At 61.6% G+C, this 14,701-nt stretch carries 15 protein-coding genes and 1 tRNA gene; 14 read left to right on the top strand and 2 right to left on the bottom strand.

All coding sequences use genetic code 11. The features are described 5' to 3' along the window. Positions 1-100: 100 nt before the first annotated feature. On the top strand, positions 101-547 hold the full coding sequence (locus R8L07_21355) for a nucleoside deaminase (GenBank protein ID MDW3208092.1): 447 nt from the start codon (positions 101-103) through the stop codon (positions 545-547). A gap of 433 nt (positions 548-980) precedes the next feature. Continuing rightward, positions 981-2,513, top strand: a complete 1,533-nt coding sequence (locus R8L07_21350; GenBank protein ID MDW3208091.1) for a M48 family metalloprotease — start codon at positions 981-983, stop codon at positions 2,511-2,513. A 10-nt stretch (positions 2,514-2,523) separates the two neighbouring features. Here R8L07_21350 and R8L07_21345 read toward each other — a convergent pair whose 3' ends face one another. Beyond that, on the bottom strand, positions 2,524-3,327 hold the full coding sequence (locus R8L07_21345) for a DUF4198 domain-containing protein (GenBank protein ID MDW3208090.1): 804 nt from the start codon (positions 3,325-3,327) through the stop codon (positions 2,524-2,526). Here R8L07_21345 and R8L07_21340 point away from each other — a divergent pair, their 5' ends adjacent. The 10 genes from R8L07_21340 to R8L07_21295 all read left to right on the top strand — a co-directional run bounded on the left by R8L07_21340 (position 3,328) and on the right by R8L07_21295 (position 10,910). Further along, a complete protein-coding gene (locus tag R8L07_21340; protein MDW3208089.1) occupies positions 3,328-4,482 on the top strand; it encodes a HupE/UreJ family protein in 1,155 nt (384 codons plus the stop codon). It abuts the gene before it with no gap. Positions 4,483-4,570: 88 nt separating this feature from the next. Continuing rightward, entirely contained in the window at positions 4,571-5,461 is an 891-nt protein-coding gene (locus tag R8L07_21335) for a bifunctional helix-turn-helix domain-containing protein/methylated-DNA--[protein]-cysteine S-methyltransferase (protein ID MDW3208088.1), read from the top strand. A 78-nt stretch (positions 5,462-5,539) separates the two neighbouring features. Then, on the top strand, positions 5,540-6,205 hold the full coding sequence (hisG, locus tag R8L07_21330; GenBank protein ID MDW3208087.1) for an ATP phosphoribosyltransferase: 666 nt from the start codon (positions 5,540-5,542) through the stop codon (positions 6,203-6,205). Continuing rightward, positions 6,195-7,514: a histidinol dehydrogenase gene (hisD, locus tag R8L07_21325; protein MDW3208086.1), complete on the top strand. Its 1,320-nt coding sequence runs from the start codon at positions 6,195-6,197 to the stop codon at positions 7,512-7,514. Before hisG ends, hisD begins: the two co-directional genes overlap by 11 nt. Before the next feature lie 51 nt (positions 7,515-7,565). Continuing rightward, positions 7,566-8,060: a UPF0262 family protein gene (locus R8L07_21320; GenBank protein MDW3208085.1), complete on the top strand. Its 495-nt coding sequence runs from the start codon at positions 7,566-7,568 to the stop codon at positions 8,058-8,060. Positions 8,061-8,097: 37 nt separating this feature from the next. Next, positions 8,098-8,538 carry an arsenate reductase ArsC gene (locus R8L07_21315; GenBank protein ID MDW3208084.1) on the top strand — a complete coding sequence of 147 codons (441 nt, stop codon included), beginning with the start codon at positions 8,098-8,100 and terminating at the stop codon, positions 8,536-8,538. Position 8,539: 1 nt separating this feature from the next. Then, positions 8,540-9,124, top strand: coding sequence for a Maf family nucleotide pyrophosphatase (locus R8L07_21310; GenBank protein MDW3208083.1), 585 nt, complete (start codon positions 8,540-8,542; stop codon positions 9,122-9,124). Beyond that, positions 9,121-10,497, top strand: coding sequence for a ribonuclease E/G (locus tag R8L07_21305; GenBank protein MDW3208082.1), 1,377 nt, complete (start codon positions 9,121-9,123; stop codon positions 10,495-10,497). Before R8L07_21310 ends, R8L07_21305 begins: the two co-directional genes overlap by 4 nt. Before the next feature lie 3 nt (positions 10,498-10,500). After that, positions 10,501-10,743: a DNA gyrase inhibitor YacG gene (yacG, locus tag R8L07_21300; protein MDW3208081.1), complete on the top strand. Its 243-nt coding sequence runs from the start codon at positions 10,501-10,503 to the stop codon at positions 10,741-10,743. 91 nt (positions 10,744-10,834) lie between these two features. Then, positions 10,835-10,910, top strand: a tRNA-Phe gene (locus tag R8L07_21295). 155 nt (positions 10,911-11,065) lie between these two features. Here the strand turns inward: R8L07_21295 and R8L07_21290 are convergent. Next, complete coding sequence (locus R8L07_21290) at positions 11,066-11,287, bottom strand: hypothetical protein (protein MDW3208080.1); 222 nt, start codon at positions 11,285-11,287, stop codon at positions 11,066-11,068. Between R8L07_21290 and R8L07_21285 the strand changes: the two genes are divergently transcribed. Then, positions 11,259-12,401, top strand: coding sequence for an aromatic ring-hydroxylating dioxygenase subunit alpha (locus tag R8L07_21285; protein MDW3208079.1), 1,143 nt, complete (start codon positions 11,259-11,261; stop codon positions 12,399-12,401). The genes R8L07_21290 and R8L07_21285 overlap by 29 nt on opposite strands. 332 nt (positions 12,402-12,733) lie before the next feature. Next, complete coding sequence (locus R8L07_21280; protein MDW3208078.1) at positions 12,734-14,692, top strand: methyl-accepting chemotaxis protein; 1,959 nt, start codon at positions 12,734-12,736, stop codon at positions 14,690-14,692. Positions 14,693-14,701 lie beyond the last annotated feature (9 nt).

Raw genomic sequence — 14,701 nt, 5'->3', positions numbered from 1 at the left:
GCCCTTGCCCTGCTAGAGAATTGCGTGTCGGCAAAGCCTTAAACCTGTGGGCGGGCCGCCGCAAGCCGCGTGGAGACGCGCACTTTAACGGAAACGCGCCATGCCGGACCCAATGGATATCGCATTCGAGGAAGCCGAACTGGCCGCCCAGCGCGGCGAAGTGCCCGTTGGCGCGGTCATCGTGGAGGCCGCCAGCGGCCGCATCCTTGCGCGGGCCGGCAATCGGGTCGAGGCGGAGTGCGATCCGACGGGACATGCGGAACTGCTGGCGATCCGTGCTGCCTGCGCGACAAGGGGGGAGCCTCGGCTGCCGGATTGCGATCTCTATGTGACGCTGGAGCCTTGCGGGATGTGCGCGACCGCGATTTCTCATGCCAGGCTGCGCAGGATCGTCTTCGGCGCCTATGACCCGAAAGGCGGCGGCGTGGAGCATGGCGCCCGCATTTTCGAGCGGGATACCTGTCACCACCGTCCGGAAGTCGTGGGCGGTGTGAGAGAGAAACAGGCCGCCGATCTGCTGCAGCAATTCTTCAGGAATTTGCGTTGAGAGGGTCAAAATAGAGAAACCCGAACCTCTTGCCTGAGGGTGGGGAGGGTCGGCAAGAGGCCCGGGGATCTCGATTCCGGTCGAGACCGGATGACTTGCCTGGCACGGTGCGACTTGCGATCGGGTGACATGGTCCGCACCAAGCACACTCATAGTTCCAATAAGCATGCCAGTTTGGTGTTGGTGCCCAATTCGGTTGCAAAAAATGAATTAAAATATTGTTTTTAAAGAAAGAAAAAATCTTTAGTCAATTTCTTTGCCTGTGGTCTCGTGTCCAGGTCCGGCTGAGAGATTTGCAATTTGCAATTCATTCTGCAAATCCCATTTCGATATGCGAATGCCCTGAATTTGGACATACGTACTGTTTTTCAGGGCAACAGCACATTTATAGTCTGGATGCGATACGAACAGGTGTGAGGACGTAATGCGGGACATGACGAACGTCGCGGGCGGCAAGACCCACATATGCGGATTGGGCTGCGCGCACGGGTATCACGTAAGCCGGCGCGCTGCCCTGAAGCTGGGGCTGGTCGGCGGCGCAGCTGCGACAGTGTCAGGCTGCGTAACGACCAATCGGGCGACCGGCGAGAGCCAGTTGACCGGGTTCAATACCCTGGAAGACGACAAGAAGATCGGTCGGGAGCAGCATCCGAAACTGGTCGAGGCTTTCGGCGGCGAATATGAGAACCCGCGCCTGCAGACCTATGTGTCGCGGATCGGTCAGGAGCTGTCCCGTTACGCCGAGTATCAGGAATTTCAGTATCAGTTCACCATCGTCAACTCTCCGATCATCAACGCCTTCGCCTTGCCGGGGGGTTATTGCTATGTCTCGCGCGGCCTGATCACCCTTGCTTCCAACGAGGCGGAACTGGCGGGCGTCATCGCACATGAGATTGGCCATGTGAATGCGCGCCACACGGCGCAGCGGATTGCCCAATCGCAACTGGCGCAGGGACTGCTGATGGGGGCGGTGCTGCTGACCGGTCAGCGAGCGGTGGGACAATTGGGCAGCGGTATCGCCAACGCCGTCCTGAAGAGTTTCTCACGCGAGCAGGAACTGGAAGCGGACAGCCTGGGCATGCGCTACATGTCCGAAGCCGGGTATGATCCGGAAGCCATGGTCGGCTTTCTGGACACGATGCGCGATCATTCGCAGATCGAAGCCGAAAAGCGTGGCCTTCCCGCAGGCAGCGTCGATGAGCGCAATATCAATGCGACGCATCCCCGGACGATCGAACGCGTCCAACAGGCTAAAACCATTGCTGCGGAGTATTCGAATGCCGGTCAGGTCGTGAACCGAGATCGCTACCTGGAGAACATTGACGGCATGCTCTATGGCGACGATCCGAAGCAGGGGATTGTGCGCGGAACGGAATTCATCCATCCCGACCTGCGTTTTCGATTCGAGGTCCCGGAAGGTTTCACGATCCAGAACGGGACGAGTGAGGTCGTCGCCCAGAAGGACAATGTCAAAGCCGCCATCGTCTTTGATGCCGATCGGAACAAGTCCGGCGACATATTGAGCTACCTGACCGGGGATTGGGGCAAGGGCGTCAATCTGACCGACGTCGGGCGCATCGACATCAACGGTCGCCCTGCGGCGACGGGGGCAACCCGGCTCAACGGCCTGGACTATCGTGCCGTAGCGATCCAGGGCGAGGGGGACCGCGTGTTCCGGTTCCGGTTCATTTCGGATCCTGCCCAGACCTCCGGTCTTAATGTACCGTTCCGGGAGACGACCTATTCCTTCCGTTTGCTCAGCGAAGCGGAGGCATCGCGGATTCAGCCCTACCAGATCATCGTGGTTCCGATTTCGCCCGGCGACACTGTCGCGTCGCTGGCGTCCAACTTCCCGGAAGGAAAGTTCAGTCAGGCGGCCTTCCGTGTGATCAACGACCTGAAGCCGCAGGAGGCCCTGCCGAATGGCGGACGGGTGAAAGTCGTCGTTGGCGGTGGGGGTGTCTGACCCGCCCGGGTCAGGGTCGCCCGAAGGTCGTTGAGGCCCAGTAGCTGATCCAGGGCGGGTCCATGTCCTCAATCATATGCACCGCATTCAACAGGTATTGCCCCGGACCCAGGTCCGGCAGCAATGCTTCGCCGGCGGCGTTCGTGGTCACGTCACGACGCATGGCCGTGCTCTCCGCACCCGCTTTGTAGAATACCTTGATCTGACGGTCGGTCAGGGGTTCACCCTGCCACAACAGACGGACGGCGAGCCGGTCCGTTTGGAATGGGTTGTCCGACATGATCAGTTCGAGCGGCAAGCCAAAGGCCCGGTCGCCGCCCTTGGCATGACCAACCGCGACCAGAGCCTTGGCGCAGCGGACAAACCCTTCGGTAAACTTGTCTGGGTCCAGACCGCGTTCCTGGTGCCGGGCCAGGATCGACGGCAGGCCTTCGTCCTCCAGATAGCCGGCGAAGACCGACCAGTCGTCAAAATCCACGGTTTGCCCGGTTGATTGATACACCACAACATGAAGCCCCTGGGTAAACGTCGGCGCATTGAGGATCGGTACATCGCCCACAATGCCGTCCACCGGGCGCATGCCGTCCGGCGCATGCAGTTCAAAACGTGTAAAACGCTCCGGCAGATAGAGGTGCCTGTAACCTTTGAAGTTCTGTCCTGTCTTCGCATTCCCGATGATCGACGCGCCGGCTTCCACCTGAAAGGCGTAGGGTTCGAGCCAGAACTCGTGAGCCTTGGCGTTCGGGATGCTTGCCAGCCAGAGGAGGGGGCTTAGGATCACCGGCAAGGCGGCGAGGGCGAGGCGAAGTTGCACGTGTTGGATTCCTTTCAGGGCGAGCTTATGCCGCTGCGTCTTGGGCGCAAGTGGCTGATTTCCCTATTCCTGCTGCTTGCTTTTTCCGGCCCTGCTGGCGCGCATGAAATCACGCCGACCCTGGCCAATCTGTCTTTTGACGACGGTCGCTACCGGATCGAGATCACGACCAATCTGGAGGCCCTTTTGGCGGGAATCGGGCCCGACCATACCGACACGTCGGACGCGCCCGGCGCCGCGGAATACGATGCCTTTCGGCAAATGACGTCTTCGTCGCTGCAGGGTGTCTTCACCTCGAATTCGGAAGCGCTGCTGACAGGCATTGAAGTCCGGATCGATGGAAACCGTGTCCGACCGAAGATTCAGGACCTTCGTATTCCACCGGTGGGCGATACCGATTTGCCGCGGGAGACAGTTCTGGTCCTGGCTGGGGACCTGCCGGGCGCGGCCCGAAATCTGACCTGGGCCTGGAGTCGGGATTTCGGGTCCAGCGTGCTTCGGGCGCAAAGCGACGACGGTGCGCCCGTTGCCGTGTGGCTGCAGAACGGCGAGCGCAGCCCGCCCATTCCGGTCATCGGCGCACCGGCACAATCCTGGGTACAGGTTGCCTGGGACTATCTTGTGATCGGCTTCACGCATATTCTGCCCAAAGGCCTGGATCACATACTTTTCGTGGTCGGGCTGTTCCTGTTGAGTCCGAAACTGCGCCCGCTGTTCTGGCAGGTCACCGCCTTCACCATTGCCCATACCGTGACCCTGGCGTTGGGGATTCTGGGTGTCGTGGTGCTGTCGCCGGCGGTCGTTGAACCCCTGATCGCGGCCAGCATCGTCTATGTCTGCATCGAGAACCTGATGACACAGCGGCTGACGGCCTGGCGTCCGGCTATCGTCTTTGGTTTCGGGTTGCTGCACGGGCTGGGATTCGCTGGTGTCCTGGCGGAGATTGGATTGGGGCACGATACCTTCGTCACCGGGCTGGTAGCGTTCAATGTCGGGGTGGAGGCAGGGCAGATCGCTGTTGTCCTGATCTGCTTTGCGGTGACATTCCTGATCCGTGGGCGGAGCTGGTATCGACGGGCTGTTGCCGTGCCGGCATCCACGGTCATCGGACTGATCGCGGCCTATTGGACGATCGAGCGCCTGGGCATCATATAACCGCCGCAAGAACCGGGTGGGGCCGGGGACGACGGCAGAGTACAAGAGGTCCAGATTTGCATGTGAATGCGGAGAAGGACCAAACGGAATGTCGATAATGATGGACGATATCGAAAACCAGCGGGATTACCGGCGGATCGGCAAGGCGCTGGATCATCTGGCTGAATCCTGGGGCGACGATCGGCCCAGCCTGTCGGACCTCGCGGAGCGTTGCGGCATGAGCGAATTCCACTTCCAGCGCGTTTTTCAGCGCTGGGTGGGCCTCAGCCCGAAAAAATTCCTCAGCGTGGTCAGCCTGGAACAGGCAAAACAGGCCCTGGACGGTCAGTCCGACCTGCTGAACGCCAGTTTCGATGCGGGCCTGTCGGGGCCGGGACGGCTGCACGACCTGTTTGTGACTTACGAAGCGATGACACCCGGCGAATACAAGCGTGCCGCCAAGGGGCTGGACATCCGATGGGGTTGGCATGACGGACCATTCGGCAAGACACTGCTGCTGGCAACGGACCGGGGGTTGTGTGGTCTGGCGTTCCTCGACGCGCGGGGCGAGGCGGAGTGTTTCCGCGATATGGCCGATCGCTGGCCCGAGGCGTGCCTGCGGGAAGACCCGGTCTATACGCAGGACTACATGGATCGCATCTTCGCCGAGCCGGAATCCATCGATGCCGACCGGGGCATCCGCCTGTTCCTGAAGGGGACCGAGTTCCAGGTGAAGGTCTGGGAAGGCCTGATGCGGATTGAGCCGGGCAATTACACGACCTATGGCAGCCTTGCCGAACGCATCGGCATGCCCAGCCGGGCGGCGCGCGCAGTGGGGACCGCTGTCGGGGCCAATCCGATCAGCTGGCTGATCCCCTGTCACCGCGTGATCCGGAATTCCGGAATGTTGGGCGGCTATCGCTGGGGCCTGCCGCGCAAGATCGCCATGATGGGATTTGAACGTACCGGCCAGGGACTGCGCCTCGACGTCGCGGGGTAAGTGCCGATAAACACTGGAAACGGCGGGGCCGGTGTGCCATTTACCGGCTCACGAAATCAATTGACCGGTCCCGCCGCCATGACCACAGCGAACGAGCCACTTGTGCTGGCCCTGCCCAAGGGCCGGATTCTGGACGACCTGCGCCCGATGCTGGAAGGCGCGGGCATCCAGCCGGAACCGGCATTCGACGACCCGAAATCGCGCCTGCTGCAGTTTTCGACGAACATTCCGAACCTGTCGATCATCCGAGTGCGCAGCTTCGATGTCGCGACTTTCGTGGCGTTCGGCGCCGCCCATCTTGGCGTCGCGGGGAACGATGTCCTGATGGAATTCGACTATCCGGAACTCTATGCGCCGGTCGATCTGAATATCGGCTATTGCCGGATTGCCGTCGCTGAGCCGGCGGAATTGAGTGCCGCGGACGACCCCAGCCGCTGGAGCCATATCCGCGTTGCCACCAAATATCCCAATATAACGCGCCGGCATTTTGCGCGCCGTGGTGTTCAGGCCGAGTGCATTAAACTGAACGGGGCGATGGAATTGGCGCCCGGCATGGGGCTGTGCCGCCGCATCGTCGATCTGGTCTCGACGGGACGCACGCTGAAGGAGAACGGTCTGGTCGAGGTCGAAACCATTGCCGAGATCACGTCGCGCCTGATCGTGAACCGCGCCGCGTTGAAAACCCGGTCGGAGGAGGTCGGCGGCTGGGTCGATCGGTTCCGGGAGGTCGCCCGTGCCGCATAAATTCGACGTTGCCGACCGCCTTGACGCTACCGATGAAGGTTTTGAAGAGGCCTTTCAGGCTCTGCTGAACGCAAAGCGTGAAATGGATGAGGATGTCGATCGCGTCGTCGCCGATATCCTGTCCGATGTCCGTCATCGTGGTGATGCCGCACTGGTCGACTACACCAATCGTTTTGATCGGGTTGCCATTTCGGCTTCGGATCTGCGCATTCCGCAGGCGGAACTGGAAGGCGCGGCGGCGAAATGCGAACCTGAAACCATCGCCGCGCTGAAGCTGGCGGCGGACAGGATCCGTTCCTTCCACGAAAAGACGCTGCCGGGCGGGCTGGATTACACGGACGCGGCCGGGGTGCGCCTGGGTGCGCGCTGGACGCCGGTTTCCGCAGCCGGTCTCTACGTCCCCGGCGGTACAGCCGCCTATCCCAGTTCCGTCCTGATGAATGCCATGCCGGCCAAGGTCGCCGGCGTGCCGCGCCTGGTCATGGTCGTGCCGACGCCGGACGATGTGATCAACCCGCTGGTCATGGCCGCGGCGCATCTGGCAGGGGTGGACGAGGTCTACCGTGTCGGCGGGGCCCAGGCGGTCGGCGCGCTGGCCTATGGTACCGAGACGATCCAGCCGGTCGACAAGATCGTCGGACCCGGCAATGCCTTCGTCGCCGCCGCCAAGCGCCGCGTCTTCGGAACGGTGGGGATCGATATGATCGCCGGTCCATCGGAAATTCTGGTCGTTGCCGACGCGGAGAACGACCCGGACTGGATCGCTGCGGATCTGTTGAGTCAGGCCGAGCACGATACTTCGGCGCAGTCGATCCTGATCACCGACGATTCCGGTTTTGCGGATGCGGTAGAAGCCGCCGTCTCCGCCCGACTGGAAACCCTGCCGCGCAAGGAAATCGCCGGGGCAAGCTGGGCGAGCCACGGGGCGGTCATTGTAGTGGAGAGCCTGGACGATGCGCTGCCGCTGATCGACCGAATTGCGCCTGAGCACCTGGAACTGGCTGTCGCCGATGCCGATGCGATGGGACAGAAAGTGCGAAATGCGGGTGCCATATTCCTGGGTCGGTACACACCGGAAGCGATCGGAGACTACGTGGCGGGGCCGAACCATGTTCTGCCGACCGCGCGAAGCGCCCGTTTTTCCAGCGGTCTGGGCGTCGTCGATTTCATGAAGCGGACATCCTTCGTGCGCTGTGATGCCGACAGCCTCTCGCAGATCGGGCCGGCCGCGGCCACGTTGGCGGAAGCGGAAGGACTGGGCGCCCATGCCCTTTCCGTTACCGTGCGGCTCAATATGCCGTCTCGCTAAGAGTTTTTCTCTCCTCTAAACTCCGCCCCGCGAGAGCAATGGAGCACGGCCATGAGCGAATCGAAGTTCGACGAAACCACCGACAAGATTGTTGCCATCGATCTGGACGAGAAGAGCGTCGTCCGCCGCAGTGTCGAGGTCGAACACGAACGCAAGGTCGCGATGTACGACCTGCTGGACATGAACCGCTTTCGTCCCGTCGGGGACTTTACCGGTCCGTTCAAGGTGCGCCTCGGAATCGAGGACGGCAAACGTCTGATCTTCAAGATCGACGATGAAGACGGTACCAATCTGACCAATGTCTCCATGCCGTTGTCGCCGTTCCGCCGCATCGTGCGTGACTACTTCCAGATCTGCGAAAGCTATTACGACGCGATCAAGAAGCTGTCGCCCAGTCAGATCGAGACCATCGATATGGCCCGGCGCGGACTTCATAATGAAGGGGCCGACGTGTTGGTGGACGCCTTGAAGGACAAGATCGACATCGACAAGGCGACGTCGCGGCGCCTGTTCACGCTGGTATGCGTACTGCACATTCGCGGCTGATCGGAAAGGACGGGACAGGCTACCGAAAGCGCGCGCGATGATCTTCTCCGCCGACGACCTTCCCGATGCGGTCATGTTCTGTTGCACCATGAACTCGATCCGCTCGCCGATGGCCGAGGGCATTATGAAGTCATTGTTTGGAACGAAGATCTATGTCGACAGTGTCGGCGCGCGGGAAGGGGATCTGGACGGCCTGATGGTCGAGGTAATGTCGGAAATCGGCATCGACATGTCGAAGCACCATGCCAAGACCTTCGATCAGCTGGAGGATAACTTCTTCGACCTGATCGTTGCCCTGTCACCGGAAGCGCAGCACCACGCGGTGGAACTGACCCGTACCATGGCCTGCGATGTCGTGTTCTGGAACACCTTCGATCCGTCGATCATCGAGGGCAGCCGGGAGCAGAGGCTTGACGCCTATCGGCAAGTACGCGACCAGATCCGCCAACGAATCATGAAGACTTTTTCGGTAGAGTAGATTGAGCCAGAAACCCCAGCTTGTTCTCGCCTCCGCCAGTCCGCGGCGCCTCGATCTGTTGGCGCAGATCGGAATCGTGCCGGACCGTGTATGCCCGGCGGAAATCGACGAGACCCCTTTGAAGGCCGAATTGCCGCGAAACCTGGCGCGGCGTCTCGCGGAGGGCAAGGCGCGCGCGGTCGCGGACGGACAGAGTACCGGCGTCGCAGTACTGGCCGCGGATACGGTCGTTGCGGTCGGTCGCCGCATCCTGCCGAAAGCCGAGGATGCAGCGACGGCCCGCGAATGCCTTGCACTGCTTTCCGGCCGGCGTCATATCGTGTATGGCGGCATCGCGTTGATCGGTCCGGATGGCAAAGTCCGGTCGCGCGTCGTCGAGACGGCGGTTGTCTTCAAGCGTCTCGAGGACCGGGAAGTCGACGCCTACATCGCGTCGGACGACTGGGATGGCAAGGCGGGCGGCTATGCGATCCAGGGCCGTGCGGCCGCGCTGATCCGGCGCATCAACGGATCCTACACCAACGTCGTGGGCCTGTGCCTGCATGAGACGTCCAAACTACTCAATGGAATCGGACTGACGGTATGAGCAGAGCGGCGGAAATCTATATTGAAGGCAGTCCTGCCGAACGGCGGGCGGGTCATCTGGATGCCGATGGCCGCGCCATTGCCATCGACATCGACCGTGCCAACCGGCCGCGCCTGACAGGCGGGATCTACCTTGCACGCGTCCGGTCCGTCGACAAACGGATGGGCGGCGCTTTTCTGGATCTGGGCATCGGGCCGCATGTCCTGCTGGCCAAGGCTCGTGAGGTAGAGGAAGGCGATTCCCTGATCGTGCAGGTCGCCCGCGATTCTCACGACGATAAAGGGCCCGCCGTTGTCCGGCAGGTCGTTCTGTGGGGCCGCTATGTCGCCCTGCAGCCCGGTCGTGGCGGCGGTCTGCAATGCGCGCGGGCTCTGGGTCAGGGCAAACGGCGCGCAGAGGCGCTGAAGGAAGCAGAAGCCGCAATCAAGGACCCGACGGATCTGATCCTGCGGGGGCCGGCTGCCTCCGTTTCGGGGGAGATTCTGTCCGCCGAGACAGCCCGCCTGCATGCGCTCTGGGCCGAGGTGCAGGCTCGCAAGGCCGCAGCCAAGGCCCCCGCCCTGTTGATGGAAGCGCCTGGTTTCATCGACCTGTGCCTGCGGGAGGCCGGACCCGACGCCCGGGTGGCGCTGGACGACAGGCTCGACTTCGCAGCGGCGGAGGAACTGGTGCGCGAACGCTACCCGGACCTGTCCGAAGGCCTGGCGTTTCATCAATCGGCGACGCCGATCTTCGATGCGTCCGGTTTGTCGGACGTTCTGGAGGAGGCGCTGGGCGCCGAAGTGCCGTTGACCGGCGGTGGGCGGATCACAATCCAGGAAACCAGGGCGCTGACGGCCGTCGATGTCGATATGGGGGCGGGCGAAGCCGGTTCCTCCATGAAAGACGAGGCGCTGCATCGCCTGAATCGCCGCGCGGCGGACGAGATTGCACGACAGATCCTGCTGCGCCGCATCAGTGGTTTGATCGTGATCGATTTTGCGGGCGTGAAGCAGCGCGGCAAGATGAAGGCGCTGCTTGACATGTTGCGCAGCCGCCTGAAGGGCGGGGAAGGGCATGCGGATGTTCTGGGCATTTCCGCCGCCGGGCTGGTGGAAATCACCCGGCAGAGAATCGGCCCCAGTCTCGCGCAGCTCTGTCTCTCGCCAAGCCCGGCCCTGCGGCCCGCGCCCGATGCGGAGGCGGCTGATATTCTGCGCCGTGCCCTGCGCCTGAGAGGGGCCGGGAAGCCGGTGGCGGATCTGTCCGAGGCTGCTGCCGCGCTGTTCAAGGGGCCGCTGAAGACCGCCCTGGAGGAAACCGAACGGCGCCTGGGCCAGCCGCTGATCCTCAATCCCGGGGCACCGCGTCCCGATGTGCGGATGGAGGCCTGACCCATGCTGGATCCGGAACGTACCCGCGTCGACAAGCGCAAGAAGGTGAAATGCCCGATCTGCGGAAAACCGCCGGGCGATGACGTGAAGCCGTTCTGCTCAAAGCGCTGCCAGGACGTGGATTTGAACCGCTGGCTGGGCGGCGCCTATCGCATCGAAACCGACGAGGCGCCGGACGATATGGCCAATGATCCTCGGTCGCGGGAGGGCGCCGAAGGCTGGCCGTCCGATAACGACAAATTCTGATCCCCATAACGTCGAAACAGGGGTTGCAAGACGCCCTGAAACCTCTTAAACACCCTCTCGCGCTCGCGGACAAAACAGTCTGTCAGAGCCTGCCCAGGTAGCTCAGTTGGTAGAGCATGCGATTGAAAATCGCAGTGTCGGTGGTTCGATTCCTCCCCTGGGCACCACCTTTCCTCGGAAAAAGTTGAAGCGTGAAAGCGGATCCGGGTTGGTTCCGGCGACCTGTTCTGCGTGCCCTCCGGCAGGGCCCTCCGGCAGGGCCGTTGAGGGGCGCCCTGACCGCGGTCAGGGGCTCGGTGCCGTCGGATTAGGTTTTTTCAAATCAGAACTTTGAGAGAATATGGTTTTGCTGCGTCAGGAACTGCGATACCGGTTTCGGGAGCGCTGGATTTCGTGCTGAATGCATGCGTTCCCTGATTTTGCGTTTCGCGACCTGAACCTTCGCCGGATTCGGCGCTTCGGTATCGGTCGCCCAAGGGTTTCTCGTTGCTCTCTTGCCGCCGGAGTTGCGTGAAATGATGCGATCCTTCTCGAAGCCCAGCATCGCCGATCTGTCCGAAACCCTGCGCCATGTCGCCGCTCTACCGGAAGACTTTGCCCAGTGCCTTCCGGGGGCGTTCTACACCAATCCGGAATACTTCGCCCACGAGGTCGACAGCATCCTGTCGTCGGAGTGGCATTGCCTCGGGCGGGTGGACGAAATTCCCAATCCGGGTGACTACTTCACGTTCCAGATCCTGGACGAGCCCTTGCTGGTTGTCCGCGGTGATGACGGCGCCATTCGGGTTCTGTCCAACCTGTGCCGTCACCGCGGGATGCTGCTGGCCGAAGGGGCCGGATCGGTCCGCAATTTCGTGTGTTCCTATCATGCCTGGAGCTATGCCCGCGACGGTGCGTTGCTGAACGCGCCCCGGATGGAGAACAAGGGGGTCAAGGCCGGGAGCTGCCGTCTGCCGGAATTCCGCAGCGAGACCTGGAACGGTTTCATCTATGCCAATTTGGATGAGGAGGCAGCGCCGCTTGCCCCGCGTCTGGGCGGTCTGGAATCGTTGATCGGCGCGTATCGCCCCGCGGAGATGCGAACGGTGCGCAGTTTCGATGAGGTCTGGCATACCAACTGGAAATGCCTGATCGAAAATTTCATGGAGGCGTACCATCTGTCCGTGGTGCATCCGCAGACGCTGCGCCCCTATACCCCGACGGGGCTGAGCCGCAAATCGTTGTCCGATGACAATTTCACCGCCTATTGCGCGAACTATCCGGCACGGGCCCGGTCTCGAGGGGTCGGAGCCCCGGGCCTTTCGGAGGACGAGCGCCGACGGTCCACCCTGTTCAACCTGTTCCCGACCCAGATAGCCAGCCAGTCGGCGACGCTGCTCGTATCCTTTTCTGTGATGCCGCTGGCGGTTGACCGCATCCGGGTCCGCTGGACCCTGTCGACCTATGGCGACGAACTTTCACCGGCAGAGCTTGAGGAGCGCATTGCCCTCTGGATCGAGGTGAATCGCGAGGATCGGGAAAAACTGGAAAGGTTGCAGACCGCGCTGCGGTCCCGCCATGCCCCGTCGGGTCCATTGGCGCCGCGGGATTTCGAGGGCACGATCTGGGACTTCTATCGCTATCTCGGACGGCGGCTTCCGGTGGCAGACCCGGTCTGACGCCATCGACCGGCAATTAGAGCATGCCAAACCCGAATGGGTTCAGCTCTGATAGCGCGTCACATCGTTGGGGTCGCGTAAAGATTGTCCTGCCGAAACCATGTCGTGTCAGAACGCAGTCCCCCCCAAATCAGTGCGCCGGCACCACCATTCCATGAATGCAATTACGTTGGTCTCGCAACAAGGGAAATCCTTTAAAAATCATAAGGTTCCTGAGATTTCTATTAATCGATTCTTCAGGTTTTAGCGTCACTACTCCCGGAAACATCCTGGCCTCGCCCCACCACACCCGGTTTGGCGAGCCTTCGGTCTTCTTTCAGGAGTAGGGTTCAATGACAGGTGCGGGATTCTTCAAGTCAACGGGCATCCGGACGCAGATCAGTGTTCTTGCCGCAGTCGCTGCGATCAGTTTCGCCGTGGTTGCCGTTACGGTCATCGCCGGCAGTGTCTATCAATCTCAGCTCCAGACGGAAGCCGATGCAGCCCGCGATTCGCAATCGATAACGCGTGCCGTAGCCTATGGGTTTCTGAATGCGCGGCGGCGCGAGAAGGACTTCCTGATCCGCAAGGACGAGACCTATATCGGAAAGCATGCCGACGTCATGGCGTCGATCTACCAGAACCTGGATCAGCTGGACGACGCGGCCGTTTCCGAATTGACCCGGGAGGTCCGGACCGGTCTGGAGACCTATGAGGCTCAGTTCGCGTCGGTCGCGAGCACCTGGAAGGAAATCGGCCTGAACGAGGAAGAAGGCCGCCTTGGTGCCTTGCGGGCTTCCGTCCACAATGTCGAGGAGCGCCTGAAGGAGTTTCAGGACGACCGGCTGACGGTGATCATGCTGATGATGCGCCGCCACGAGAAGGACTTCCTGCTGCGGCTGGCGGAGAAGTATGTCGAACGCATGCCGAAGCGATATGCGGAGTTCACGGAGGCGCTGCCGACCTCCAGTGTTCCGTCCGACGTTCGTCCGGAAATCGACAGCCTGATGCAATCCTATCTGAACGACTTCAACCGGATGGCCGAACTGCGCCTGAACCTTGTGGAACAGGAGTCTGAACTCTCGGCTCTCTTTGCGGCGATTCAACCGACCTTCGAGGAGATTCTGGCGCATTACGATCGGACGGCTACTGAATCAATGGAGGCGGCCGAGGACGCGGCGCGGACCGTACAGGCCATCGTCATCGCCGTGATCGTGATTGCAGCCGTCGTAATGGGCGGGCTCGCCGTCATGATTATCGGCAGTGTCTCACGACCGATCGCGGCGATGACGGATGCGATGTCGCGCCTCGCCGCTGGTGAGAAGGATATTCCGATCCCGGCGACTGACTACACAAATGAGATGGGGCGCATGGCGCAATCGGTGGACGTCTTCAAGAGTGCCATGCTGGAAGCCGAAGAGGCATCCGCCTTGCGCGAAGCGGACGCCAAGGCGAAGGCGGAACGGGCGGAGCTGCTTCAGCGCATCACCCAGGATTTCGAAGCACGGTCCACGCAGGCGTTGGAAACCGTCGACCGGTCGGTGACGCAGCTCGGCCGAAATTCCGAGGAAATGAGCAATGTGACCGAACGGGCAGCGAGTCAGGCCAGTGCCGTTGCAGCCGCAGCGCAGGAGGCTTCCTCGAATGTTCAGACGGTGGCCGCCGCTACCGACCAGCTGACGGCGTCGATCCGCGAAATCGGGTCCCAGATCACCGTGTCGACCCAGGTCACGCGGGATGCGGTCGAACAGGCGCGGGAAACCGATGTGATCGTCAAGGATCTCGCCGTTTCCGCTGAACAGATCGAAGAGGCGGTGAAGCTGATCAACGACATTGCCGAGCAGACCAACCTTCTGGCGCTCAATGCGACCATCGAGGCGGCGCGCGCGGGAGAGGCCGGGAAAGGCTTCGCCGTTGTTGCGGAGGAAGTGAAATCGCTGGCCAATCAGACGGGTCGTGCGACGGAGGAGATCGGCGGCCAGATCGCCAAGGTCCAGCGCAATACACAGTCCGCTGTCTCGGCGATCACGACCATCGCGTCGACGATTGAAAAGGTAAACGAGGTCGCTGCGGCCATTGCTGCGGCGATCGAACAACAGACCAGCGCGACGCAAGAGATTGCCCGAAATGTCGAGGAGGCCGCTCAGGGCACGAATATGGTGACGCAGAATATCGACGGGGTATCGAGCTCCGTCGGGGCCGCCGACAAGACGGCGAAGCAGGTCCGCGTCGACAGTGGGGAGGTGGCGACCCAGTCGCGGCTTCTGAACAGTCTGGTCGAGACCTTCCTGGTGAAGGTGCGGGAAGCCTGATCGTACCCG

Source organism: Alphaproteobacteria bacterium, from assembly GCA_033344895.1.
In the GTDB taxonomy this organism is placed as follows: Bacteria; Pseudomonadota; Alphaproteobacteria; order UBA8366; family Aestuariispiraceae; genus Pacificispira.
Note: the sequence above shows the minus strand (reverse complement) of the source record. Positions and strands in the feature narration are given on the sequence as shown.

Excerpts from the sequence above, each read along its gene's own strand:
- R8L07_21355 (MDW3208092.1), top strand. The coding sequence starts at position 101 with ATGCCGGACCCAATGGATATCGCATTCGAGGAAGCCGAACTGGCCGCC.
- R8L07_21350 (MDW3208091.1), top strand. The coding sequence starts at position 981 with ATGACGAACGTCGCGGGCGGCAAGACCCACATATGCGGATTGGGCTGC.
- R8L07_21335 (MDW3208088.1), top strand. The coding sequence starts at position 4,571 with ATGTCGATAATGATGGACGATATCGAAAACCAGCGGGATTACCGGCGG.
- hisG (MDW3208087.1), top strand. The coding sequence starts at position 5,540 with ATGACCACAGCGAACGAGCCACTTGTGCTGGCCCTGCCCAAGGGCCGG.
- R8L07_21320 (MDW3208085.1), top strand. The coding sequence starts at position 7,566 with ATGAGCGAATCGAAGTTCGACGAAACCACCGACAAGATTGTTGCCATC.
- R8L07_21315 (MDW3208084.1), top strand. The coding sequence starts at position 8,098 with ATGATCTTCTCCGCCGACGACCTTCCCGATGCGGTCATGTTCTGTTGC.
- R8L07_21305 (MDW3208082.1), top strand. The coding sequence starts at position 9,121 with ATGAGCAGAGCGGCGGAAATCTATATTGAAGGCAGTCCTGCCGAACGG.
- yacG (MDW3208081.1), top strand. The coding sequence starts at position 10,501 with ATGCTGGATCCGGAACGTACCCGCGTCGACAAGCGCAAGAAGGTGAAA.
- R8L07_21285 (MDW3208079.1), top strand. The coding sequence starts at position 11,259 with ATGATGCGATCCTTCTCGAAGCCCAGCATCGCCGATCTGTCCGAAACC.
- R8L07_21290 (MDW3208080.1), bottom strand. The coding sequence starts at position 11,287 with ATGCTGGGCTTCGAGAAGGATCGCATCATTTCACGCAACTCCGGCGGC.
- R8L07_21280 (MDW3208078.1), top strand. The coding sequence starts at position 12,734 with ATGACAGGTGCGGGATTCTTCAAGTCAACGGGCATCCGGACGCAGATC.